Source organism: Butyricicoccus faecihominis (genome assembly GCF_024462775.1).
In the GTDB taxonomy this organism is placed as follows: Bacteria; Bacillota; Clostridia; order Oscillospirales; family Butyricicoccaceae; genus Agathobaculum; species Agathobaculum faecihominis_A.
Window position 1 is genome coordinate 64,615 of the sequence record NZ_JANGCE010000011.1, and the last position, 23,165, is coordinate 87,779.

Consider the following 23,165-nt stretch of genomic DNA (forward strand, 5'->3'; position numbering starts at 1 on the left):
ATTCCTAATTAAACAAGCTCTGTTCCGCCGGTCACGCCGCCCATGGCGATCTGCCGCCAGTCGTTAAAGCCCACGCCGAAGCGCGCCCTGCCGTTCCAAACCGCGTTGTCGTTGTTGTGATCGACCCAAGGGGTGACTTCCAGCGGCGTGCGCTCGTACCACACGTTGCCGGAAACGTCGCGGTTGTATGCGGAATCCATCAGCATCCACGCCTTTTCGCCGATCAAACCGTTGAAATAGGGGTTGATAATCACATTCCAGCGACCGTACTGGTAGTTAAAGCCGTTGTTCGAGGTGTCCGGATCCTTGTCCGCGCCGATGGCCTCAAACACCGCCTTTTTCATTGCGGCGCTATTGGCGATGACGATGGTATCCGGCGCCATGGCGAGCGGGTTGCCGTTGTCATCCGTCAGGTTTTGCATAGCGGTCTCGGCCAGACCGAGCGCGTCCGCCGAAAACTCGTTGGCAAACAGGTTGGACTGGTTAAACTTGGCGTTTACCTTGCTCTTATGTTCTTTGCAGAAGAGCGGCATGCCGTCCTGCGCGGTCGTGTCGAACGGCATGCCGCGAAATGTAATGGAAGCGCCCGTGCCGCCCGCCAGCATAGCCGCGCCGAACATTTCGCAGGTGCGGTGGTAGCCCGTGATAAACGCCGCGGGCTTTTTGCGGAGGTCCATCAGCTTGGCGTCCTCAATCATTTCGCGCGTGATGGTGAACTTATCCTTCCACGTCACGTGCTCGATGAACTTGGAAAAGCCCTCTTGCAGCTCGTCGTCCGGATACGCGCCGCCTTCGCCGGTGGGCTGGAAGCCCTCCATCGCGGTCATGGATACTGTCTTTTCGCCAAAGCTTTTGCTGCGCTCCTTGGCGAACAGCTTTTTGACCAGGCTGGATTCCTCAAACGCCTCCGCCCGTTTTTCGAGCAGCATGCGGATTGGCTCCGCCGATTTGCCGAATACGCTGTCGTTCAGGCCGGACAGCTTGGAAAATACGATTCCTGCCATATTTTTATTCCTCCTTTATTCCTTAAAACCGCACCTTTACCGTGCTGCCCACGGAGGTGCCGTCAATTTGTACGATCTCGGCCACACCTGCCGCGGTGGCGGCGGTCACGCCGAGGCCGTCCGCCGAAAGCGTTACCTTATCGCCCACCTTAAGCGCTGTGCCGACCGCCGTCAGCGGCGCCTGAAACACCATATCGTGGTGCACGCGGATACACGGAACCGTGCCGCCCGCCGCCGGGCCCTGCGCGATGTACAGGGGCGCGCCCGTGGCCGTAGCGGCGGCACCGTCCGTCACCGTCAGCGCCTGCCCCGGCGCATACGCAGCGCCCACCGCCGCCGGTACCCGCTCGACCGGCACCGTGGTAAAGGTATCGCGTTTATAAAGTTTCAACATGTTATCCTTCCTCTCTCTGTTTGGCGTAAAACGCCATGATCTCGCGGTCGCTCGCCTCCGGATTCAGCGCGCGGAACAGCTCTAGCTCGGCGGCGGGGATGGTCACATCGCGTCCGCTGCCGCCGCGCGTCGGGCCCATGTGGCTTTTGCCCGCAAGGCTGTTGATCGCCGCCTGCCGCGCGGCGGCGGCCTTTTGCCCGGTCAGCCGGTCAAAATTCGCCAGCCGGTACGCTTCGGCCAGCCCATAACCCTTCTGTACGTAGCCGTGAAACGCCTCGGCGTTCGGCTGCTCCATCAGGTCGCGCACCGAACGGATGGACGGATCAAGCGATTCGATCTCGGAAACCGCGCGCTGCAGCGCCTGCTCGCCCTCCTGCCGGCTCAGGCGCTCGGTCAGCTCGCGCGCCTGCCGCACCGCCGGATCATTCGCGATCAGCTCGCTTAAAACGTCCGGCTCCAGCCCGGCCTGCCGCAGCTGATCCGCCCGCAGGGCCTGCCGGTACTCGTCCAGATCACGCCGGCTCTGAATTGGCATGCCGGTATAGGGGTTTATCTGTCCCGCGTAGGTATCGCGCACGGCGCGGTCGGCCTCCTCGGCCAGCCTAGCCTGTAAATCCGCCTCCGCGCGGCGGTGTTCCTCCTCCGGTTCGGGTGCTTCGGCCTCGGGTACGTCGGGAAATTCCTCCGGTTCGTCCGTCTCCTCAAACGCTTCTTCCAGCGCCCTTGTCTCTTCCTCTTCCATTGCTTCTCCTTCCTTCTTCATGATCCGCTTCTTACTTGCCCGTTCTCAGGTCGCCGCCCTTTTTGACCGACGGCTTTTTGCCCGCGCCCTGTGCGAGCGGCGCTTTCACTTCTTGCGCGCCCTTGTTCGCAATCTTGCCGATATAGCTGCCCTTCTTCTCCATGCTCTCACCCCCTTTCAATCAGGTAGGAGTTAGGAGGTAGGAAGTAGGAGTTTTACGGCCAAAGGACGCATTGAAATAACACGCTTTGCGCGTCTCCTTCACTCCTACCTCCTCACTCCTCCAGACTTGTTTCTTTAAGTAATTCGTGGTATACTTGATATTAGGGTAGGGCTCATCTCATAGGTATTCTGTGGATATTCTCCGCAGTTGCCGTGGTATGTTTCGGATATTCTCCGCAGCTGCCGTAGATTTGTCCTACTCTATTTTTATTTATCTGAATCACCAAGTTTCCATCGAGTGGATTTGATTCAGCCCCTGTGATGTCGCCAGTAAAGCTGCTGTGGGGATAAAGTCCATTTTTCTGTCAGAATCCTCTCCCCGCCCCGTCATGCGCAAAAGCATCGCCCCTCGCATTTTCAGCACGCAATTTCAAACTAAGGGTTGCATTTTTCGTCCAAATTGCTTATATTAAATATGGAGTACAGTGGACGCGTTTTGGACGTGAAACCTGGGGTGCATTGCACATTAAGGATTTACTGTGCTCCATTTTTTTGTATATATGCTGTCACAATAAATGATGTCTTTGTTTTAGCGTAGGGTAAGGCTCATCTCGTAGGTATGTTTCATATATCCTCTGTGGCTGCCGTAGATTTGTTCTGCCCTATTTTATTGCCTATCCTAAATTACTTTCACTATATTTTTAGCTTGACGATATCCATGATTCTGCGTTATACTATATTCAAGCAAAGCTGTCGGCGGACGGGTTGATTTGGTCGGTGTCATACGTGGTATGCTGCACCGGCACCCGGTTACCGGCGGCTTTGCCTTTTTTTGTAGATTTTTTCATACTTCTCTGTAGACACCCGCCACACATTTTTAACTCTAACTGAACGCCTTTCATTGGAAACAATTTCAGTTACAATGGAATAACCGTTAATTTTTTTACCAAGCTGAAACACAACAGCATTTTTGCCTATGCGAATCTGCAAAACATCATCAAAATTTGCAATATATTCAGGCAATTTTGCAAAGTCACTTAACGACAGAGCCATGTCACCGTTTTGCTTTGGTGTGCTATGTTCAATATAGGAATGCACAATATCATCCGAACTGATCTCCAAATAGTGATCATCAATATTTATTTTTCCTCCTGTAGCGTTCCTTAAGACAGTTGCTAATCGATCACCTACTTTACCAAAGGCTTTAATTGTTCCCCGCTCCCCTTTGATTGCCCGTAGAATAAAATTCTTAACATCTTTTTCCGAAGTTATGATAGGGCTATCACCTTCTAGCAACATCTTTAACTTCGCATCTCTCGTTGACATTCTTTTCCCAGTTATGATATATTCGCCCAAATCAGCTTCATTTAGATAAATTGATTTTTTATTATCTGCTCTTTCTTTAACGTCCTTATTTTTATTTACTCCATTATGAGTCCCTGCCGTACCATCCGCGCGACTCAGACCCGGCAGGAGTTCGTTAACCTTGTGCGCACCGTGATGCAGCGCCGTGCCGATCGCCGCGCCGCCAGCAGCGGACAGCATCCCGCCGAACGCAGATAATGCAACATCCTGCCACGACAGCTTCGCTTCCGGGTCGTTCGCCATCACATCCGCCGCATGGTTCAGAACGGTAGAGGCCGCCTCCTCGGTTGCCTCCACGCCCATCTGCGTCAGAATATTCTTGATATAGCCCTTGCCGCCGGTCTTGACGATGTTCCACATCGTTTCGACCGGCATTTTTTCTGTCAGCACCTCGGTGCCGCCCGCCAGCATCCCCCGCAGGGCCGCCTCTCCCGGTGCAAAGCCGCGCCCGTTCAGCTCGTTTGTCTTTTGTGCCGCGGCCTTTGTGCCCATTGCTGCGAGCGGCAAAGCCGGATTGACCGCCGCCAGCGGCAGCGCTAACGTATTGTCGGCCAGTCCGATCGCCGTGCCGCCGAGAAAACGCTCCGCCCCGGATAGCCCCATCAAAGCGTTTTCCCGCTGCTGGGCCGCAAGGTTCATTTTCCGCGCGCCCCACGCCTCCGGCGAAACCGGCGTTGTAACGGCCATTTCGCGGCGTTGTGCCTCGGCCTCCTGCAAGCGTTTCCGTTTTGTGTCGTATTCACGTACTGTTAACGGTATGCCGGTGGGAAGCGCACCGGTTTGCTGATAGCGCTTCCACTGCTCGCCCGTCATGCCGCCGTTTACATAGTAGTCCTCCGGCGAGTTTGCCGCCGCCGCACGAAGATAGTCGTTGAGCGCGGCAATCTCGTTCTCCAACGTGCCATATGCGGGGTTTTTTCGGCTTTGCGCTGTGTTATCCGCCTGTTGTTGCGCCGTTTCGACTAACACCGGCAGCGCGGCGACCGTCTCGTTATAAATGCTCCGCGCCGCGTTTCCAAATCGTCCGGACATGTCCGCCAACTGAGTGTCCAGCGGATCGACCCGCTGCCCAAGCGCTTGCTGATTTTTCACATAAGTATGAAACACCCCGGACGCTCTTTGCTGCTCTGCCCGCTCGTTTTGCGTCCACACCTCGTAGGGACGGCTGTACAGGTCGATCAGAACGGCACGCGCCGCGTCAGCCTCTGCATCCGTCACTCGTCCAAACGCTGCCTCCCGAACGTTTCGGGGCGTATGCGCTTCATTCCTTTCATTGAGTGGGGAGTTAGGAACTAGGAGTTAGGAGTTAGCGGCCATAGGCCGCATTTTATAACGCGCTCCGCGCGTTTCCTTCACTCCTACCTCCTCACTCCTAATTCCTAATTATTTCTCCACCGTCTTCCCATAAAGCGGACACTGCGGGTTGCGGCAGACCTGCACCGTCTTGCCGTCCCGTGTTTCCGCTCTGGTGTCGATCTCACAATGGGGACAAAGCATGTCCGTTTCCTCCTTCCATGCCGCCCAGCGGCGTGTTCTGCTGGGGCGGGGCGGCCTGCGCCTTGCGCTGCTCCAGCTGCGTCAGCGTTTCCTTTGCGCCCGGGTAGTGCAGCAGGTCCATCTTCTGCCAGAACAGGATCAGCGTGTCCAGCTCCTGTGGGTTACCGAAGCAGCCCTCCTTCAGGTTCATGCGCGTTTCCTGCCACATGCCTTCGCGGTTGCCCGCGAGCGGCGCGGTCTGATCGACTGAGAATAGAAATTCATCGTTCCAGTACGGCTCGCCCGCCTCGTCGACTTCGAGGAAATCCCACCGGTCAAACACCGTGTAATCCGCGCCGCCGTCCGCCGCACGGGTCACCACCGGCCGGGGCTCGTCCGCATAGGCGAGCATGAATTTGAACATTACGTGAAACAACTCGGCATAGGCCGCGTTTTTCATCGTCCGCTTGCTCTCCAGCCGCCCCGCGGCCTGCGCCGCCGCGAACTCCTTGGCCTTGCCGCTCGTCGCCGTCGTGTCGCGGCGGCCCTGAAAAGAATCGGTCACGCCTATCAGGTTGCGCGCCGCCTGATAGGTGCTTTCCTGATAGGCCATATCCTTGGAGATATCGCCCTGCAAGGTCAGTACATCGACCAGCGCCTTTTCCGCCGGGTCCTTGATTTCCAGCACCTTAAACTCCTCGTCCGTGCGGCGGATGTGCTTGCCCTGCGGCAGCGTGACGACCGAGCCGCCCATCATCAGCTTTTCGCTGATCTTGGTGCCGATCTTGTTGATCTCGTTCTGCTGGTCGGCGATCTTGTCCACGTCGGAATCGCCCAGAAACTGCCCAAAAACGCTCACATTGCGCCGCATCACGATCGGGTAAACGCCGGGCTTGTAGTACGGCACGACCGTGCGCACCGCTTCGCTCTCGCGAAGCGCGTTGCCCTGATCGTCCAGCGTCACCTGCTCCTGCATACGCAGGGCGGGCAGCACGCCCTTGCCGAGGGGCAAGTCCTGTTCCAGCGTCTGCCCCTCATCCACCGTCTCGTCATATTTGCGGCCGCCGCAATAGGCGCAGGTATCGCCCATCGGCTGGCCGCATTTTACACACCGCTTGACGCGCCGCGCCTGATAATCCTCCATGTATTCGAGCAGCACGTCGTTCACCCAGCTCACCCGGCCGATACCGCCCGACGGCCCCCGGAAATAGGCGATATTCTGCGTTACCACATCGTCCACGGTCTCCGCGTCGAACGCGCGGCTCTCGGGCCGCTCCTCGCCCTCCGCCGCCACATCCGCGCCGTATTTCGCGCGGATATACGCCTTGGTTTGCGCCAGCTGCAAAAAGCAGTAGTCCATATCGCGAATCTCGCTCACGCCCGGCTGCGGAATGAACTGCTTGGGATGGATGAGCGTAACCGACAGCCCGCCCGCCGTTGTGTGCGTATGCGCGCCGCTGTCCCACTCGACCAAGAACAGATCGCCGCCCTGAATGGGCGTGGTGCGCTCATCCTGATCGTTTAAAGTCTCAAACGGCAGGCGGTCTATTTCGCCGCGCAGCATGTTTTCGATCAGCGCGGCCCGCGCTTCGTCCCGCCTGTACCGCGGCGCAACCTTGGGGCTGGGGATATCGCTCGATACCTGCGCCTCGATGATCTCGGCCACGATATTGCGCGTCACGCCCGCTTTCTTCACCCGGCCCGCAAACGCGCTGTTCGCGCCACGGTCGATCTCGCGGCTGCCGCGGTACATCGCGTCGCGCCGGTCCATGCGCGCCAGCACGCTTTCATACGCCGTCTTGGCTTTATCCAGCCGCGCCTGCCAAAGCGCCAGCAGCGCCCGATCCCCTAGGCTGCTCCGTCTTTCCTTATCCTTTTTCAAAAAACCGCCTCCGTTTCTTTCTTTTCTCCCGCTCACCAAACCGGTTCGCCCCATTTGCGGATTAAATACGCGCGGCCCGCCTCGCCGGCGTTTTCATAGTCGTCGTACTGGTCGCGCGTCCATGTTACGCCCGCGGCGCGCGGGGCTTCCGCCGGGTGCGTCCAGTACACGCAAAAGCAGCGCAGGCTGTCCACATCGTGCGTCAGGGCGTGCGGTTCCTTGGCATACACATTGGGCCGCGCCTTGTCGCGCTGTATGCGCGATAGGCAGCGGAACAGGTTTTCAGCCGCGCCTTCGCAAAGCGTCAGGCCGCCGTCCCGCAGCCATTCCTTGATCGCCGCGCACCCGGCGGACAGGTCGTTCGATGTTTTCGTCAGCACCGCCCCGTGCTCGGCAAAAATCGCGGCCCGGCTTTTGCCCGATTCCTGCGAGCGGCTCCATAGGTCGGGCGGCGCGAGCATTTGATCAATCCTCTCGCCCGCGGACAGCTCGCGCAGCTTTGCCGCCGCCTCGCCGATGGTCAGGTCCGGCGCGTCAAACTCGCGGTACACCGCCGCCCGGTTTTCGGGCGAGACCGCCACCCAATGCGCCGAAAACATATCCAGCCCGTAATCGATACACACATACCGCCGCCAGCCCTCCATATCAGGCGCGGCGCGCACATGCGTATGCCGTTTTACCTCCGGGAAGAACGCCCCGCCGGGTATGGTGAGCGCTTCCTCCGGCGTGGCCGGGTACTCCTGCATAATCAGGTCGCCCAAATCCCGCCGCGTCTGCTCGTACCATGCCGCACCCCGCCGGGGGTCGGCGTACCACGGGATGAACAGCTTGTGAAACCCGTTGTCCTCCGTGTACAGCTCCTCGAACAGCGTGCCGCGTTCGATGGTGGACAGCCCCAGCACCCGGCCGCCTGTGGGCCGGTTGATCGTCGGGTAAGCGGAAAGCCAGATTTCGCGCGCGTTCTCCTGAAAGGCCCATTCGTCCAGCAACAGCAGATTAGCCGTGAACGACCGCCCCGCGCCGCCCGCCGAAGCAAAGGCGCGGAAAGCAGATTTTTGCCCGCTCGGAAACGTGATCGTTACCGATAGCACGGTATGCGAATAGGTCGGCCCGCCCCAGTTCGCCGCGCCGTCCTCCCGCACCAGCTCAGGCATGTTTTTCAGCTCCACCGCCCACAGCCGCCGCACCAGTTCCTTGGCCTCTTCCTCGGTGCGGGACAGCGCGATACAGGTGTGCCCCTCGCAAAACAACAGCTCGTGCAGCGCCGCCGAAAGCGCCAGCCATGTGATACCGAGCTGCCGTGCCTTTAGGATGATCGTCAGCCGGTTCGATAGTATTTCCGATAGCGCCTCGCGCTGCATGGGCCACAGCCGGAACGGCTGAATGATCTCGGCGGCGTCCTTATCCTCGATGTGACAGTATGTCTCGATAAAGTAATGCGCGTTCGCGCGGCAGTGCGCCCATTCGCCCTCTCTCACGCGGTGCAGGGCGTCGCGTTCAGCCGTGTCCACCGCGCTCTTCCGCGCCGGATACGCCGAGCCGCCGCGCGACCTTGTGCAGCAGCGCGCGGTCGGCCTCGGAAAGCGCGCCCTCGGTCGGCTGTGTCTCCCGCGCCGCCTTGGCCCACAATTCGGACGCCCGGATGCGGTCGGCCGTCTTTTCATCCTCACTGCGGACAATGCGCATCCAAAAGTCGCTCACCTCGCGCATATCCGCCGTTTTATCCTGCAAATTCCCCATTTTATCCTCTTCCTTTTTACGTAGTTTCCGTATTTTCTTTGCCGCAAACCAGTTCCTCCAGCACGCGCCGCACGGTATCCGGCAGCGTGCGCTTCTCCATATACGCTGCAAGATCGTCGCATACACGCCCATCCGCCATCACGTTTACGATTACCGGCTCGTCCATTCGCGCCACCTCCCGCACATTCTATGCCGCGCCGGCTCGTCCTCTTGCCAAGTCCGGTTTATCGTACAGGTAATGCGGTATGATAGTGCTGTAACCAAAAACCACCCCAATCTTTTCGGTTTCCCTTGACAAGTACGTTATCGAGTATTACCATAAGAGTGTCATCAGTGTTAATACTCGGCTGAGTACTTTTCTCATTCTCATAATAGTACTGCGCCAAGTATAAGTCAACGTAAATTTACTCTATCAAGAAATTTTAGTATACTTGTACAACAAAGGACGGGGTATTATGAGCACTTTGTATGAAACAATCGAGCATCTTTGCCTGTCTCAAGGCATTAACGCGACCAAGCTGTGCAAAAGCATCGGCATCAGCCGCGGCATCCTCACCGATCTGAAAATGGGCCGCAAAAAGACGCTGGCAGTCGATACGCTTTCCAAGATCGCTTATTATTTCGGCGTGTCCGTAGAATATTTGCTCAGCGGTGGGCAAACAGAAAAACCGGGCGCTGAAAGCGGCCCGGCGATTGGGATGGACGATTTTACCTATGCGATGCATCACGAATCCAAAAAGCTGACCGACGCGGATAAGGAGCTTTTGCTCCGCATGGCGCGCCAGCTCAACGACGCAAGGCAAGCGAGGCGAAAAAACAATGGAGGAACTGACAAAACTGTATAGACGCCTGTACGACGGCGGACATTTCCTGTTTGACGGCGCGTTCGCCTTTTCGGACGAGAGCGTCAAATCCTCGGTGGTAGAGGTAGGCGGGGACTATGGCGTGTTTCTGGATTCCGGCCGCGTGGACGGCGCGGCCGAGGAAGCCGAGCTGATCGCGCACGAGTGCGGCCATATTGAAACCGGCACCACGCACGCGGTGTACAGCCCCTTTGAACTGGTCGCCCAGCACGAAAACCGGGCCAACAAATGGGCCGTGCACGAACTTTTACCGCGCGAGGAATTGCAGCGCGCGATCCGCGCGGGCTGCACCGAACCGTGGGAGCTGGCCGAGTTTTTGGGCCGCACCGAGCAGTTCATCCGCTTGGCGGTACAAATCTACGAAAAAGAAAAAACGCCCGAAGCAGTAAACTGAACTGCTTCGGGCGTTTTTTCATTGGTTGTGGTGCGGGCCGCCTTCTGTAGCCGCCCATTTTTTGCATTGCTCGATCCGTTTGCCGTCGTCGCCCTGCGCCTTATCGTACGCAAACTGCGTCAGCAGGCGACAGGGAAAATCGGCGCACACGCCGCAGTGTTCCAGCGCCCTGTCCTCGCAGCACGCCTTGACCGGGCAGCGGTCCCCCCAAAAGGGTTTTTCTATGTATACGCAGCCCTTGCAATGCATCTGTTCCCGGTATTCGCATGCTCCGCACAAAATACCGCATCTCGATTCCGCCATAGGTAGTACCTCCTGTTTCTATTGTTTCCAGCATAACACGCCGAACCGGACGCCGTGCTGTCCTTATTCCTCATAATTTTCAAGCGCCGCGATCAGGCGCGCTTTCAGCAGCGGCCGCATTTCCTTGGGCTCGATCAACCGCGCCCGTTCGCCAAAGCTCAGAACCCATTGCAGCAGGTATTCCGCGCCCGTGAAGGGAAAGGAAAAAAGCAGCGTACCTTCCGCCTCTTCGATAAAGCTGTCCAGCCCGTATTCCTCGATCAGGCGAAACTTTTCGCTGCCCGCAAAACGGATCACGGCGTGCAGCTCATCGGTAAAGCACCGGTCAAAATCCCGCTTATCCGCCGGTATCTCGGTGGGGATAAAGTGCCGGTCCGTCTGCGTCAGCTCGCTCATACGGTTGAGTTTGAACAGCCGAAACTCCCCGTTTTCCCGTTCCCGGCCAAACGCATACCAGCTCGACCACCGGAACACCACCAGATAAGGCTCCAGCTCGATCAGCCGCTCCCCATTTTTGTTAAAATACCGAAAAGCAACGCACGCATGCGCCTCTATCCCGGCTTGTAACGCTTCGATCTTAGGCGCAAGGGCGCTTTTATAAAAGGAAGCCAGATCGATCACCATATGGTTATTGCCGACCAGCTTATCCCCCTTCACCATGAACTTGTCCCGGATTCTTTGATACTTCGGCCCGTACGATACGCTTTCCAGTGAAGCAAGCCCTGTCAAGATCGCGTCGCGGTCCGCTTTGGTCAAAAGCGCCTTGTCAATCTTGTAGCTTTCCATAATGGAAATGCCGCCGTTCGCGCCCTGCACGGTCGCGATGGGAATGCCCGCCTTGCTTAGCGTTTCGATATCGCGCCCAATGGTCCTGCGCGATACCTCGAACCGTTCGGCCAGCGCGGGGGCCGTCATCTTTTCATTTTGCAGCAGCAATACGAGAATGCCGATCAACCTATCAATTTTCATACCGCTCTCCCGCGTTTTATTTTTTCACGTTATGCGAAGCGCTCCATCCGGCATATCCTTTAAAATACAGCGCGTTTCCATTCTATCACCGCGAACCGGACAGCAGCCCGCCCTGTTCCTCAAAAAAACGGCGCGGCGTTTTACCGCCGCGCCGTGCCTGTGTTTATACCTGTCCGCAGGCGCGCGTCAAAGCCCGCGCGTCGCCCCTTTTGATCAGGGGCAAAAGTTTTTTGATCTGCTCGTGCGGCAGATTCCACCACCGGAGCGCTTGGAGACGCTCTATGGTATCCTCGTCAAAGCGTTTGCGGATCGGCTTTGCCGGTACGCCGCCCACGATCGTGTAGGGCGCTACGTCCTTTGTCACAACCGCCCTTGTGCCGATGATCGCGCCGTTTCCAATGCGCACGCCGGAAAGAACGACCGCCTCGTAACCGATCCAAACATCGTTGCCGATCTCTATATCGCCCTTGTTGTCCCACGCAGTCGCGACCTCGGCGACCGGCGTGTCCCATTCCTCAAAAAACAGGGGAAACGGATAGGTGGAAAGCGAACGCATCGTGTGGTTGGCGCTGGTAAAAATGAATTTTGCGCCGCACGCGATGGAGCAAAACTTTCCGATTTTCAGGCGATCCCTGTTGATCGGATAGTGATAAAGCACGTTGTTTTTCTCAAATAGGGTGGGATCGTTTACAAAATCGTTGTACATTGTATATGCGCCGATCGAAATATTGGGATTTTGGACCACCGCGTCCAGATAAACGGTCTGCTTATCGTTTGAACGCGGATATATTTTTTCTGCCGGAATAGACATCGTGAAGCCTCCTGAATTATGATTTTATGGTGCTATTCCGGCTACTGCAATGCACCGTTTCACTTTCATTCACCAGCTTTCCTCCTTAGTGTAATCCCCCGCCGAGAGATTGTCAATTTTTAAAAAAAGGAAGGGGCGCTTTCCCATGCCGGACAGTGTGATCCAGACCGTGTGCGGCTATGTGCGCGTTTCCACCGAAAACCAGCTTGAAAACTACAGTATCGACGAGCAAGCGCGCCGCATTGAAAGCTTTTGCCGCGCCAAGGGCTGGCGCTTGCAGCAGATTTTTACGGACGGCGGCTATTCCGGCGGCACGACAGACCGGCCCGCCCTGCACGCTCTGCTGCGGCAGGTGCGGCGCGGCGGTGTGGACGCGGTCGTTGTTTACAAGCTCGATCGCCTGAGCCGCAGCCAAAAGGACACGCTGCTGCTGATCGAGGACGAATTTCTGGCCCATCACACGGATTTTGTCTCCATCAACGAGAATTTTGATACCTCCTCCCCCTTTGGGCGGGCGATGATCGGCATGCTGTCCGTCTTTGCCCAGCTTGAAAAGGATCAGATCACGGAGCGGTTCACCATGGGACGCATCGCCCGCAGCAAGGCCGGATATTTTCACGGCGGCGGCAGCATACCCTTTGGCTACCGGTACGAAAACGGCCTGCTGCTGGCGGACGGAATCCGCGCCGTGCTGGTGCGCGATATTTTCGCCCGTTTCCTCGCGGGTCAAAGCCTTGGCGCGATTGCGCGCGATATGGCCGCGTCCGGCAGCGATGCGTGGACGGCGCGCAAGGTGCGCGCCATTCTTTCAAACAGCGTGTATATCGGCAAGGTGAAATTTGCGGGCGCCGTGTACGACGGCGTGCACGAGGCGCTAATCTCTTCGGCTGATTTTGCCGCCGCAAACCGCCTGCTTGCCGCTTCTCCGCCGGTAGAACAGGCGAAAGCGCCGATGAAAACGCCGTTTCGCGCGGAAACGCTGCTTTCCGGCCTTGTCCGCTGCGGGCGGTGCGGCGCGCGGTACGCGGGCGCGCACGGCTTTTACAAATGCTATTCGCGCTCTAAAACCGCCAAAAAGCAGGTGCGCGACCCGGCCTGTAAAAACGATAACTGGCCCATCGAGACGCTTGACCGCGTCGTATCCGCCGCGCTCACCGCGCTTTTGAGCGCACCCGGCGTGCTGGAAAACGTTTTATCACACGTTCAGCCCCACGGCGAGGACCCCGCGGCTTTGCGCCGCCTGCTGCAAGAAACCCGCGCCGAAACCGCGCGCCTGCTCGATCTGGCCCAGCACGGCGCGGCCGGACTCGCCCCACTGGCCGAACGCCTGACCGCCCGTGAAAGCGAACGCGTCGCGCTTGAGGCGCGCCTTGCCAAAGCCGACGCGCCGCCCGCTGTTCCGCCTCAGACCTTTGCCGAAGCCTATGCCGGCGCGCCCCTTGCGGCCCGCCGCCTGCTGCTCAGCACCCTCATCTCCCGCATCACGCTGGACGGCGCCCGCGTGGAGATCCAGTGGCGCATATAAACCGATCACGCACAAAGCGCAAAAGGCGGCGCATAAATGGCGCCGCCTTTCGAACGTTAACACGTTATCATTCTTCCCGATATTTTTTCTCCAGCCGATCAACAATATCTTGCTCGTAATCATCTGCCTTGGACCAGTATTCCCGTGCTTTTTCATCGGATATGCTTTCGATACCCGTGATCTCACCCACTCCATCTCGGATTGCCGCTAGATTCACGGTTCCGGCCGCATCCGTCCATAGCGTTCCAAACCAGCCGTCTTCGAGCTGGTCAACAAACGATTTCACCCGCTGCCCATTGTAGTACAGCGCCTCATCTGTTTCAGAATAGGTGACGCCGAACGGCTGATATTGCTCGTATTTATTCGGGCCAACCGTGACGTTTTCTTGAACTGTTACACGGTCTTGCACATTTGCAAAGCGTTCATCCGCAAAGAAAGCATCTTGATAGGCCTGCGCCTTTTGCGCGGAAATGCTCTGAATCCCCGTGATCTGACCGGCGCCATTCCTAACGGCCGACAAATTTGCATGCCCGGCTTCATTTAAATAGAAAGCCTCGGCATCCGATCCATCGTCTGCAAACAGCCGCACAGGCTGCCCGTCATACAGCAGTTTTGTGCCATCCTCCGAGATCGTGATCCCGAAAGCGGCGTATGCGGCATAAACATCGGGATTTGGCAGAAAGGAAACAGCGGTCGAAGGGGCAAATGCCGTACTTTGATTTTTGCCCGCCGGTGGGATCTGCGTTTTCGCATTTGTAGCAAACGCACCCCCTGTTCCCAGCGTGAGTACCAGCGCGCCGCAGAGGACCGCAAGGCCAGATTTCTTTTTGCTCATATCCATAATGGAAAAGATTCTTTGTTTCATACCCTTCTTGCCTCCATAAAAATGCGTTGATAAAGCGGTTTTTCGCTTCGATCGGTATCGAACCACGCTGATAATCGTTTCGCTGTAATATTGGCGGGTTTCCGCGTCCGTGCCGCGCACAACTTCCTCGTCGCAGGACGCTTCGCATTGAACGCCGATCGCTTTTGTCATCAGGTAAACAATGGGATTGAACCATACAAAGTTAAAACAACTTCAAAAAATTAAATCGCAAACTTTATATCTAATTTATCGTCCCAAACTGTGACTTTATCTAGGAAAACCTTGCAAACAGCCTTTTTTTGTGGTATACTGTAACTGGAAAAGTCTTTCAAAACATCGTCTAAATCTAAGTCTCCATAGACAGGTTTAGACGAATCAACGGTTAGCCTTGTTAGCTCCATTCCAAGTAACTGGCGTTGCTTATCTAGCTGGTTAACCTTATCATTGATACGTCGAATTAAGGCACCCTCGGCAAACTCCAACTGATTCAAATATCTGTCAATGCTTTCATCAATTTTGGCAATCTCTATTTGAATCTTGTTAATCTCTGGAAGATTCTTCTTTTGGGCTTTCTCTGCTTTTACTGGCAGGGATTTTATGTAAGATAGTAAAGCCTTTTCGACCTCGGCCTCTATCTGCTCGGCCCTGATGGTTCTTTTCCGTTCATAGCAATGTTTATCTCGTCTGCCCAAACAGGAAATGTAAACAATTCCACGGTTTTGGGTAAAAATTACAGCTTTTCCACAATACCCGCATTTACAAAAACCTGTAAGCCAGCTATGCTGGGAAGTTCCAGAACTTCCCAAAGCACTATTGGTACTTAATTTTTGTTGCACTTGCAACCAGATTTCAGACGATACAATCCCTAAATGTGGTGCAATGGTCACGAAATCACCGTTAAAATCGCTGTATTTGAACCTTTTTTTGTCCGAACCTTTGATTTTTCGATTGCCATAGAGATATAGCCCATTTTCGCCTTGGAACATATCCACAGGATTATTAAACTTTACCCCTTTTGATTGGTAATAAGTGTAAATTGTTGCATCGGCTTTTACAAATGCTGGATTTTTTAGCATTGTGGATAATGCGTTAGAGTTCCAAAAGTGTCCCCTGTTTGTTTTGATGCCTGAATCATTTAACCATTTGACCAAGAAACCAAGGGATTTTTCGCTATTTGCGTATATTTCATAAAGATATTGAACAATTTTAGACTTTTCTTCATCTGGAACATACATATAACATTTCTTCCCATTTATGTAACATTCCGCACGCTGATAACCAAAGGGAGCCGCCCCACCCCCAAGCATACCACACTCCAAACGACTGTAATAGTTTTCTCTAACCCTTAATTGTATCGAATCTCTCTCCAATTCAGCGAAAATCATTACAATCTGTAACATTGCCTTGCCGAATCCAGTGTCGGATATGGATAACTCTGGTTCTTCATAGGACTTAAAGCCCACATCAAAATTTTTGAAAACATCAAGCATTGTTGCAAAATCAGCCACAGAACGAGAAATTCGGTCAAGTTTCCAGACCAAAACTTGCTTAATCAAGCCCGCCTTAATATCGGCTAACATCTTTTGGAAGTCAGGTCGATTAGTATTGGCCCCAGTATACCCCTTGTCAGAATAGACTTTTATAGGTGTTTCTGGTGGAACAAGCGTTTTGCAAGATTCAATTTGAGTATCGACTGAAATGCTGTCAGCCTTAAAAATGCTTTGCCGAGCATAGATAGCAACATAGCCCAGTTCGTTCATTTTTTGTAATCTCCTCTCATTGCTTTAGACTTCAACGCTTTAATACACTGGTCAGCTAAATCGGCATAGCGGAGATTCTTTTCCTCCTCTGACAAATCATCATCGTCAACCCATGACGTGACTGCAAAACCGTTGCTTTCCCACGTTCCCAAAACTCTATCAGGGCCATTTATCCTTTTTTCTTGTAAAATATCAAGTTTTATGCACAATTCTCGCAATAAAATGTGGTCACTCAAAAGTTGTTTCCGTAGTTTTGCAAAATTAGATATCTGTATCATTTACAACAATCCTTTCTTTACAATTATACCACAAAAATGCAATTTTTTCAAGGATTCTATAGGAAAAACGGAAGAAAAAAAGTTTTAGCTAGACCTCTGAAACCTTGCTTTTTATGTAATTTTGTGGTATATTATTATAGAGTAAATTCTGTTAATGTTTGCTTTGGGTCAACAACTTCTTCTTTTACAAATTTAGGTAACGGATTGGGAATTTCACCAGCCAAGACATAATCTCTAGTTGATGAATCATATACTTTTAGTATTAGCTTGTCATTTACATTTTTAGGGAATAGTATCATGGTTCCACAACGCCTTTTTAATTGAACGATTGTTTCTGGCTCCTCACTGAAAACATTGCGAAAAAATTCATTTATTCCAAGAGTTGTAGTAATTATTATAACTTTACACTCTAAAACCTTGTTTCTATAACGACTTTTGACTGTACTAGATGTATTGTTATCTAAAAGTTTCAAAAGGTCACTTAAACCAAGAGATGAAGGACGTAAATCGTCCAAAATGATACAATCTTGTCCTTTGTACCCATCTAAAACGTCGTTACTTCCAGAACTTACAAATATACTATACCCTTGCTTTTTTGCATACTCTTTAGCGTATGTAGTTTTTCCCGTGCCACTGTCCCCAGTGATGTAAATGCATCTCATATTACGGTCAATCCCCCCTATCGAATCTGCACGATATTTGAACGCTTGTTCTATTTGCCTATTGTGTTTTATATACACATTTACAGGTATTGAATCGGTGTAGTTAAACTCTCTAATATCACCTGATATAATTTTTGATATTATACTATCTAATTCCGCTTGCTCTTGTTTTCTGGATTTTGTTGTGTCTTTGCTTTCTGACACAAAATCAAAATTTGAAGTTACATTTTCTGTTGAATATTGGAATTTATTGGGCGAGTTTGAGTGCGTCAGATAGGAAAGCATATCGCCCCATCGCCCCTTGATGCTAGAAATATATTGCTCTGGAACTCCAAATAAATTGGAAATGGTATCTAGTCTACGGGGTGTCTTAAATGATATGGCTACATGATAGTGTTGCTCCTTTGCTGTCCCATCTTCTTTTTTGTCCTTATCATGTAGGATATAAGCGTATTTTTCCACAATATCCTTATTTTCAAGAACTTTTTTTATTGAATCAATTCCGCCTTTAAGATACTTAACCTGTTGAACAATTTCGCAGTTTCTAAAACTTTTTGCCACTAGAACCCCCTCCCGTTTGCTTTTTTCGAGCTTTTATGGTATACTATACATTGAATACAAAACTTATAACTAATTTTGTAGTCAATAGATGTCTTACCATTTAGAGGGAGTTTTCAAAGCCTTATAAATACCACGTTTTCTGATAAACTGAAAAAAAATGTGACTACATACTACAAAAGCTACAAGGCTTAGGACAAGCCCCTAAGCCTTGTCCTGACTGGGTTTTCTTATTTTTTGACTACATACTACATTAGATATATCGACTATAGCAAGCCATTACTACATCAAGCCGATTATGGCCCAAACTTCCCGAGACAGCTCCCATAATATCGCGGTCATGTCCTCTATACTTTTTGTCGGAGATGTCTCGACCTCTCAAATTACAATTTTTCCTTAAAACGTCAAAATCACCACCGCAGAGGGGGAGGCCCTCGGCACGTTCTTCCTCTAACTGATGGAGAAGGGATGCCGCATACACGGCTCTAAAGTCATGGTTGTCAATATGGCTGTCATATTTTGTAAAAAGTATATTATTGTCATGTTGTAGCCTATTAACAATTTCTGTTACCTTTTTCTTGTAATTATTTAGAATTGGTGCAATCCTATCTTTCCCCCCTTTCTCGTGAAGTTGGACAGCATAGACCATCCCTTGTGTGTTTCTCAAAAAATCAGCAGGGCGCAACTGTTTCACTGACTGACGCCGACAACCACAACTTAGAGCAATCGTTATTGCATCGGAAAATTTTGTAAAATCCCTGTTGTCACTTTCTGTCACTTCTCTGCTCCTGATGACCTCCGATTGCAGACGTTCTCTAAGTCCAATGTCACTTTTACAAAGTGAATAGTTAAAGCACTTATTTAGAGCTGCCATGTCCCTACTGATTGTCCAAGCTGAAAGCCCTTTGGATTCTCTATCTTTCAGATAGGATTTACAGACTTCTGGCGTGATGCTTGCAACCGATTTGTAACCATGCGAATGGAACCAGTTTGCCGCAGTCTCTATTGCAGCTCTGTATGTCTCCATTGTCTTGATTGAAAAAATCCCTTCTACTTTGGCAGGATTCCAGCCCTTCAAGTTTCCGTGTCTGGCTAAATAGTCAGCTTTGGCTAACTGCTTTGCTTTGTGTTTGCTTTGTCCAAATCGTGCCAGTTCAGAAAGTCTGTGTTGCAAACTTTTATTTAGTTGTTTTTTTGATGCCATCTCCTTTCCCCCTTTAGGTAGCACAACAAGGCAAATAACCGTGCTAAACGCCCGTTTATTTACCAAAAATCGTACAAAAAAAGGACTTTTTTAATTATGTGTTAAGTCAACACATTTTTTGACATGGTTGTGTGTCCATACTTTTGCACTCTACCGAATTAAACAATCATCTTGTTGCACAAGTTGATTGTTGCACCCATAAAAACATGATTCGTCTTGCTTTGCAATCCAAATCCCGTTTTTACGGGTTATTTCTTGTCACAATTCGTTTATTCCTCCCTTTTTATCTTCTTTTCCTAATAAATTGTTGCCAGATTTACGGTACACACTGGCTAGCCCTTCTTTCCAAAAATGTATGTGTATTTTTTGTCGGTAAAAATATCACAAAACCAAACAACTTTTTGTGCGGTCAAGCAGTAAAATGTTGTCAAAACCATATACTTTATTTTACTATTAGTAACCTTTTTTGATAACAAAAAAGAGATACTTTCGTATCTCTTTTCAAGATTATTTATCTTTTTCATATTTTATTATGTCGCAAACATCACAATCCAGAATAAAACACAGTGTATCAAGCGTTTTTAAGGTAATATTCCCGCCGTGGCGCATCCTTTGGATTGTCCCTGGGGGTATGCCATTCTTAAAAATTAAATTGTATTCCGTAATTCCTTTTTCTTCCATGGTCTTGTAAAATGGCTCATAGGTTATCATTTTTACCACCTCTAAAAAGAGGGTAGCATACATATTTTATTGACTATGCATATTAAAAGATGTATACTAGAGGTATCACAGGTAACTATAAGAAAGAGAGGAACGGATTTAATGAAAAATCGGGGAATAACCAAACGTCTGTTTGCGTTTGCACTGGCTGGCTCACTTTGCCTATCTTCTGCACTTGCGGTAGAGGGTAGCACAGGGAGCATGGAAAACTTCAAGCCTTCAAGAAATTACAATGAACAATTTACGGATGTTAAACCCACAGATTGGTATTATGATGCTGTAAAGTTCTGTTACGAGAATAACTTGATGAACGGAACCAGCGAAAGCACATTTAGTCCTGACACATATATGACGGTGATGGTAGTTACAACAGTTTGTGCCCGCATTCATAGTATTTATTATGGTGGAAATGGCATTATTGGGGATGTCAAAAGTGCATACCAATATATGGAAAATAACGGTATTTCTCCTGTGTATGCAGATGCTTCGCCAGAAGGATGTTATCGTCATAATGCATTTGGTACGATAGGCTCCATATTGCCAGAACATGAATACACACCCATTAACTATATTGAAGATATTCCTGATTTAGCGGCAGGCACATTAGGATATAACGAAAGTTTACGTATGTATAATGCTGGAATTATAACGGGCACTGATAAATATGGCTCATTGTCTCCTAATAAGGGTATGAATCGTGCTGAACTAGCAACTGTTATTTATCGTCTGCTCAATCCTGATAAAAGAATACAATTTACAGTAGAACCTTATCCACAGCAAGCAGCGATACATGGTGTGGTTGATAGAGAATTTAATACCTGTAAAAATATGGGCATTGTTGCTGCTAAATATCCCGAGATAATTGATACCACCTATTCTGATGTTTGGTCTCTAAATTATATTGATATGGTTAATGATGTAGATGGCCCGAGCGAATATCCCTTTAATCTAAAAATTTACAATCAGTCATATGATAATAATGTTGGCTACTTAGTCGAGCATAGGCTAGAAGTTGGGGAAGGTTCTGAAAAACAGTATGAACTTGTTTATGCCTTACTTAAAGATGTAACTGAAAATCCAGATGCTATATATGCATATATCAAAGAGCAAGAAAATGTTGTGCTTAAAGGTTGGGCCGAAAAAACACCTGATGTAATTCGTGCTTATCTTGATTCCCATGAATATAAGACAGTTCGTATTGGTAATGTTAATTTTACTTGGGGTTCAGAGTGTAATTCTTTTACAATAGAAAAGATAGGCAATTTGTAAACTTAAAAAAGACAGGGGGAAGGTAAGTACCTTCCCCCTGTCTTTTTCCTTATTGTTTAACTATGTATGGTCTTTTGGATTAAACCAGTGAATCGCGGTGGCGAGCAGAATCAGGCATTTATACCAAAGGTCTTTCCGCTTGTCATGCACTAGCTCGTGCTTTAGGATCAAGCGGAGTTCCTCCTTTGCAAAGTCTGCTTTCGGCAACAGGATCCGGGGGCTGATAAACCCTATCATCATAGGGCCGCCGATGCTGTCACAAATCTGCAAGCGGAGATCGCGGGATACCCCCATTTCCTTTTTTAAATTTTGAAACAGCGCCAGTGTCTGTTCATCTGTTACGTTTACGCTCCAACGCGCCGCCAGCTTGGAAAAGCGCACATGCTTGATCGCATGATAAACAAGAAATAGGAGCATACCTGCGAGCCATATCGCCGCCGCGGCCTGCCACCATGCGAGATGCGAAAAAGTAGAAGAAAGCGCGGGTTCCGCGGGTACGGCAACCGGCGCCCTGTTGCCGATTTGTATCGTAGTCGCAGCCGACTGACCCGGCATATTAACTTTGACAACGGCATTGTGGAAACGCGGCCGAAAAGGGATCACCAGCCCCGCCACCAGAACCAGCCATGCGTAATACCGGCCCGTTGCGGAATAACGCTTTGCAAGCAGCGGCGTGAGCGCCATATAAAACAGCGCAAGCGCCGACATGGTGACGGAGCATACCAAAAGCATAATCATCAAGCTCCGCAAGCTAATCCCCCCTTCGCTCTTTCGCCCACTGTAACAATTCGTCGATATCCCTGTCCGACAGCGCTTCATCGTCGTACAAGGTATTGATCAAATTGAAAAGCGAGCTGTCGTGATACTGCTTCATAAAGTTCCCGGTTTCAAATTTTAGGTATTCCTCCTTGCTCACCAACGGGTAGTAGGAACGTTCCTTTCCGTGTTTTTCGGAACGCAGAAAACCGCGCTCGACAAGCCGTAGCATTAAGGAAACGACCGTTTGTATTTTCCACTCTTTTTCTTTCCCTAATTGCTCCATGATGATCGACGTGGTCAAAGGCGGTTCATTTGCCCATACCACTTTCATGATGTCAAATTCCGCGTCCGGCAGCTTTTTTATCCGTTCCATTCTATCACCTCAATTTAAGACATCCGCCTTATTTATATATTACATCTGTCTTAAACGAATGTCAAGCAGTAAAATCGGTTGGGCGGCAGCTTTCTGTTTGCACCATATTGCAAACTCGTTCCCCCCATCTGCATGGGCTTCGGCTGTAACGCTTGCGGCGTGGTGGGTTGCAGAATCATCGATTCTCCGCGCGAACGCATGATCGCCATGCTGACCAACGCCTTCGCGCCGTGCAACGGACGCTTTCCTTTGCTGATTTTCCTGTGTTCCGTTTTCTTTGCGGGCAACGCGCTCACCGGCTCGCTGCTGCTTACCGGGGTTTTGGTGTTCAGCGTGGTGCTGACGCTCGCCGCGTCCCGCCTGCTCTCCGCCACGGTCTTAAAGGGCCTTCCCTCTTCCTTCGCGCTTGAGCTGCCGCCCTACCGCGCGCCGCAGCTTGGCAAGGTGATCGTCCGCTCTATTTTCGACCGCACGCTGTTCGTGCTTGCGCGCGCCGTCGCGGTCGCCGCGCCGGCCGGCCTCATCATCTTTCTGCTAGCCAATATCACCGTGGGCGATACCTCGATCCTAAACCATATCGCCGCGGCGCTCGACCCCTTTGGGCAGCTGCTCGGCATGGACGGTGTGATCCTGCTTGCTTTTATCCTCGGCTTTCCCGCAAACGAGCTGGTCATGCCGCTGATCGTGATGGGCTACCTTGCCACCGGCACGATAGCCGACGTGGCCGATCTGGGCGCGTTTCGCGATCTGCTGCTCGCCAATGGCTGGACGATCACGACCGCGCTGTGCACGCTCGTTTTCGCCGTCGCGCACTGGCCGTGTTCCACCACCTGCCTTACCATTTACCGAGAAAGCCGCAGCGTCAAATGGACGCTTGCCTCTATCGCGCTGCCCACCCTGTTTGGTTTTGTACTATGCTTCGCCATCAACCTTGCCTGTCACGCCCTCGGCGTTGGGTAAGGAAAAAGGCCGGTTTCCGTTTGGAAACCGGCCTTCAGACTGTAGCCAAAGGTCTCTCGCCGCAGCGCGCAAAGAAAGGAAAATGGAGCGAAGCGACGTAAAATCCGTTTTTTCGGGGGCGTGTACC

Annotated in this window: 23 protein-coding genes and 2 pseudogenes; 5 read left to right on the plus strand and 20 right to left on the minus strand. The window is 51.6% G+C overall.

Going from position 1 to position 23,165, the window contains the following annotated elements; all coding sequences use genetic code 11:
* Positions 1 to 8 precede the first annotated feature (8 nt).
* The 9 genes from NE562_RS07805 to NE562_RS07845 all read right to left on the minus strand — a co-directional run bounded on the left by NE562_RS07805 (position 9) and on the right by NE562_RS07845 (position 8,931).
* Positions 9 to 1,004, minus strand: coding sequence for a Mu-like prophage major head subunit gpT family protein (locus tag NE562_RS07805; protein WP_280961844.1), 996 nt, complete (start codon positions 1,002 to 1,004; stop codon positions 9 to 11).
* A gap of 22 nt (positions 1,005 to 1,026) precedes the next feature.
* Positions 1,027 to 1,398, minus strand: a complete 372-nt coding sequence (locus NE562_RS07810; RefSeq protein ID WP_280961845.1) for a hypothetical protein — start codon at positions 1,396 to 1,398, stop codon at positions 1,027 to 1,029.
* Between the two features lies 1 nt (position 1,399).
* Positions 1,400 to 2,161 (minus strand): hypothetical protein, encoded by a 762-nt coding sequence (locus NE562_RS07815; RefSeq protein WP_280961846.1) that lies wholly within the window; start codon positions 2,159 to 2,161, stop codon positions 1,400 to 1,402.
* 10 nt (positions 2,162 to 2,171) lie between these two features.
* Positions 2,172 to 2,303 (minus strand): hypothetical protein, encoded by a 132-nt coding sequence (locus NE562_RS07820; RefSeq protein ID WP_280961847.1) that lies wholly within the window; start codon positions 2,301 to 2,303, stop codon positions 2,172 to 2,174.
* A gap of 809 nt (positions 2,304 to 3,112) precedes the next feature.
* On the minus strand, positions 3,113 to 4,885 hold the full coding sequence (locus tag NE562_RS17805; RefSeq protein WP_280961848.1) for a hypothetical protein: 1,773 nt from the start codon (positions 4,883 to 4,885) through the stop codon (positions 3,113 to 3,115).
* A gap of 259 nt (positions 4,886 to 5,144) precedes the next feature.
* Positions 5,145 to 7,025 carry a hypothetical protein gene (locus NE562_RS07830; RefSeq protein ID WP_280961849.1) on the minus strand — a complete coding sequence of 627 codons (1,881 nt, stop codon included), beginning with the start codon at positions 7,023 to 7,025 and terminating at the stop codon, positions 5,145 to 5,147.
* Between the two features lie 32 nt (positions 7,026 to 7,057).
* On the minus strand, positions 7,058 to 8,536 hold the full coding sequence (locus tag NE562_RS07835) for a hypothetical protein (RefSeq protein WP_280961850.1): 1,479 nt from the start codon (positions 8,534 to 8,536) through the stop codon (positions 7,058 to 7,060).
* A complete protein-coding gene (locus NE562_RS07840) occupies positions 8,523 to 8,765 on the minus strand; it encodes a hypothetical protein (RefSeq protein WP_280961851.1) in 243 nt (80 codons plus the stop codon). Before NE562_RS07840 ends, NE562_RS07835 begins: the two co-directional genes overlap by 14 nt.
* A 16-nt stretch (positions 8,766 to 8,781) precedes the next feature.
* A complete protein-coding gene (locus NE562_RS07845; RefSeq protein WP_280961852.1) occupies positions 8,782 to 8,931 on the minus strand; it encodes a hypothetical protein in 150 nt (49 codons plus the stop codon).
* Positions 8,932 to 9,220: 289 nt separating this feature from the next.
* On the opposite strand from NE562_RS07845, the gene NE562_RS07850 reads away from it, so the two are divergent.
* Positions 9,221 to 9,610 (plus strand): helix-turn-helix domain-containing protein, encoded by a 390-nt coding sequence (locus tag NE562_RS07850; protein ID WP_280961853.1) that lies wholly within the window; start codon positions 9,221 to 9,223, stop codon positions 9,608 to 9,610.
* Positions 9,585 to 10,022 carry an ImmA/IrrE family metallo-endopeptidase gene (locus NE562_RS07855; protein WP_280961854.1) on the plus strand — a complete coding sequence of 146 codons (438 nt, stop codon included), beginning with the start codon at positions 9,585 to 9,587 and terminating at the stop codon, positions 10,020 to 10,022. The genes NE562_RS07850 and NE562_RS07855 overlap by 26 nt, the downstream gene beginning before the upstream one ends.
* Before the next feature lie 18 nt (positions 10,023 to 10,040).
* Here the strand turns inward: NE562_RS07855 and NE562_RS07860 are convergent, their stop codons facing one another.
* From NE562_RS07860 to NE562_RS07870, 3 genes are all read right to left on the minus strand, one after another.
* Positions 10,041 to 10,325, minus strand: coding sequence for a DUF3795 domain-containing protein (locus NE562_RS07860; RefSeq protein ID WP_280961855.1), 285 nt, complete (start codon positions 10,323 to 10,325; stop codon positions 10,041 to 10,043).
* A gap of 63 nt (positions 10,326 to 10,388) precedes the next feature.
* Positions 10,389 to 11,294 carry a helix-turn-helix transcriptional regulator gene (locus NE562_RS07865; protein WP_280961856.1) on the minus strand — a complete coding sequence of 302 codons (906 nt, stop codon included), beginning with the start codon at positions 11,292 to 11,294 and terminating at the stop codon, positions 10,389 to 10,391.
* A 163-nt stretch (positions 11,295 to 11,457) separates the two neighbouring features.
* The gene (locus tag NE562_RS07870; RefSeq protein ID WP_280961857.1) at positions 11,458 to 12,105 is read right to left on the minus strand and encodes a CatB-related O-acetyltransferase; all 648 of its coding nucleotides are present in this window, start codon (positions 12,103 to 12,105) and stop codon (positions 11,458 to 11,460) included.
* 145 nt (positions 12,106 to 12,250) lie between these two features.
* Here NE562_RS07870 and NE562_RS07875 point away from each other — a divergent pair, with 145 nt between their 5' ends.
* On the plus strand, positions 12,251 to 13,630 hold the full coding sequence (locus tag NE562_RS07875) for a recombinase family protein (protein WP_280961858.1): 1,380 nt from the start codon (positions 12,251 to 12,253) through the stop codon (positions 13,628 to 13,630).
* Between the two features lie 67 nt (positions 13,631 to 13,697).
* Here NE562_RS07875 and NE562_RS07880 read toward each other — a convergent pair.
* From NE562_RS07880 to NE562_RS07905, 6 genes and pseudogenes are all read right to left on the minus strand, one after another.
* Positions 13,698 to 14,681: pseudogene (locus NE562_RS07880) on the minus strand (M56 family metallopeptidase); the annotation flags it as partial.
* A 35-nt stretch (positions 14,682 to 14,716) separates the two neighbouring features.
* On the minus strand, positions 14,717 to 16,255 hold the full coding sequence (locus NE562_RS07885; RefSeq protein ID WP_280961859.1) for a recombinase family protein: 1,539 nt from the start codon (positions 16,253 to 16,255) through the stop codon (positions 14,717 to 14,719).
* Entirely contained in the window at positions 16,252 to 16,533 is a 282-nt protein-coding gene (locus NE562_RS07890) for a hypothetical protein (RefSeq protein ID WP_280961860.1), read from the minus strand. Before NE562_RS07890 ends, NE562_RS07885 begins: the two co-directional genes overlap by 4 nt.
* Positions 16,534 to 16,667: 134 nt before the next feature.
* Positions 16,668 to 17,756, minus strand: coding sequence for a Rep family protein (locus NE562_RS17810; protein WP_280961861.1), 1,089 nt, complete (start codon positions 17,754 to 17,756; stop codon positions 16,668 to 16,670).
* 250 nt (positions 17,757 to 18,006) lie between these two features.
* Complete coding sequence (locus NE562_RS07900; RefSeq protein ID WP_280961862.1) at positions 18,007 to 18,957, minus strand: site-specific integrase; 951 nt, start codon at positions 18,955 to 18,957, stop codon at positions 18,007 to 18,009.
* A gap of 507 nt (positions 18,958 to 19,464) precedes the next feature.
* Entirely contained in the window at positions 19,465 to 19,668 is a 204-nt protein-coding gene (locus NE562_RS07905; RefSeq protein ID WP_280961863.1) for a helix-turn-helix domain-containing protein, read from the minus strand.
* A gap of 111 nt (positions 19,669 to 19,779) precedes the next feature.
* Here NE562_RS07905 and NE562_RS07910 point away from each other — a divergent pair, with 111 nt between their 5' ends.
* The gene (locus NE562_RS07910) at positions 19,780 to 20,946 is read left to right on the plus strand and encodes an S-layer homology domain-containing protein (protein WP_280961864.1); all 1,167 of its coding nucleotides are present in this window, start codon (positions 19,780 to 19,782) and stop codon (positions 20,944 to 20,946) included.
* A gap of 60 nt (positions 20,947 to 21,006) precedes the next feature.
* Here NE562_RS07910 and NE562_RS07915 read toward each other — a convergent pair whose 3' ends face one another.
* Together NE562_RS07915 and NE562_RS07920 are read right to left on the minus strand one after the other, a co-directional pair.
* The gene (locus NE562_RS07915; RefSeq protein ID WP_330645877.1) at positions 21,007 to 21,684 is read right to left on the minus strand and encodes a M56 family metallopeptidase; all 678 of its coding nucleotides are present in this window, start codon (positions 21,682 to 21,684) and stop codon (positions 21,007 to 21,009) included.
* A 13-nt stretch (positions 21,685 to 21,697) separates the two neighbouring features.
* The gene (locus NE562_RS07920) at positions 21,698 to 22,078 is read right to left on the minus strand and encodes a BlaI/MecI/CopY family transcriptional regulator (RefSeq protein ID WP_280961865.1); all 381 of its coding nucleotides are present in this window, start codon (positions 22,076 to 22,078) and stop codon (positions 21,698 to 21,700) included.
* Between the two features lie 126 nt (positions 22,079 to 22,204).
* Between NE562_RS07920 and NE562_RS07925 the strand changes: the two are divergent.
* Positions 22,205 to 23,038: pseudogene (locus tag NE562_RS07925) on the plus strand (nucleoside recognition domain-containing protein); the annotation flags it as partial.
* Positions 23,039 to 23,165: the final 127 nt, after the last annotated feature.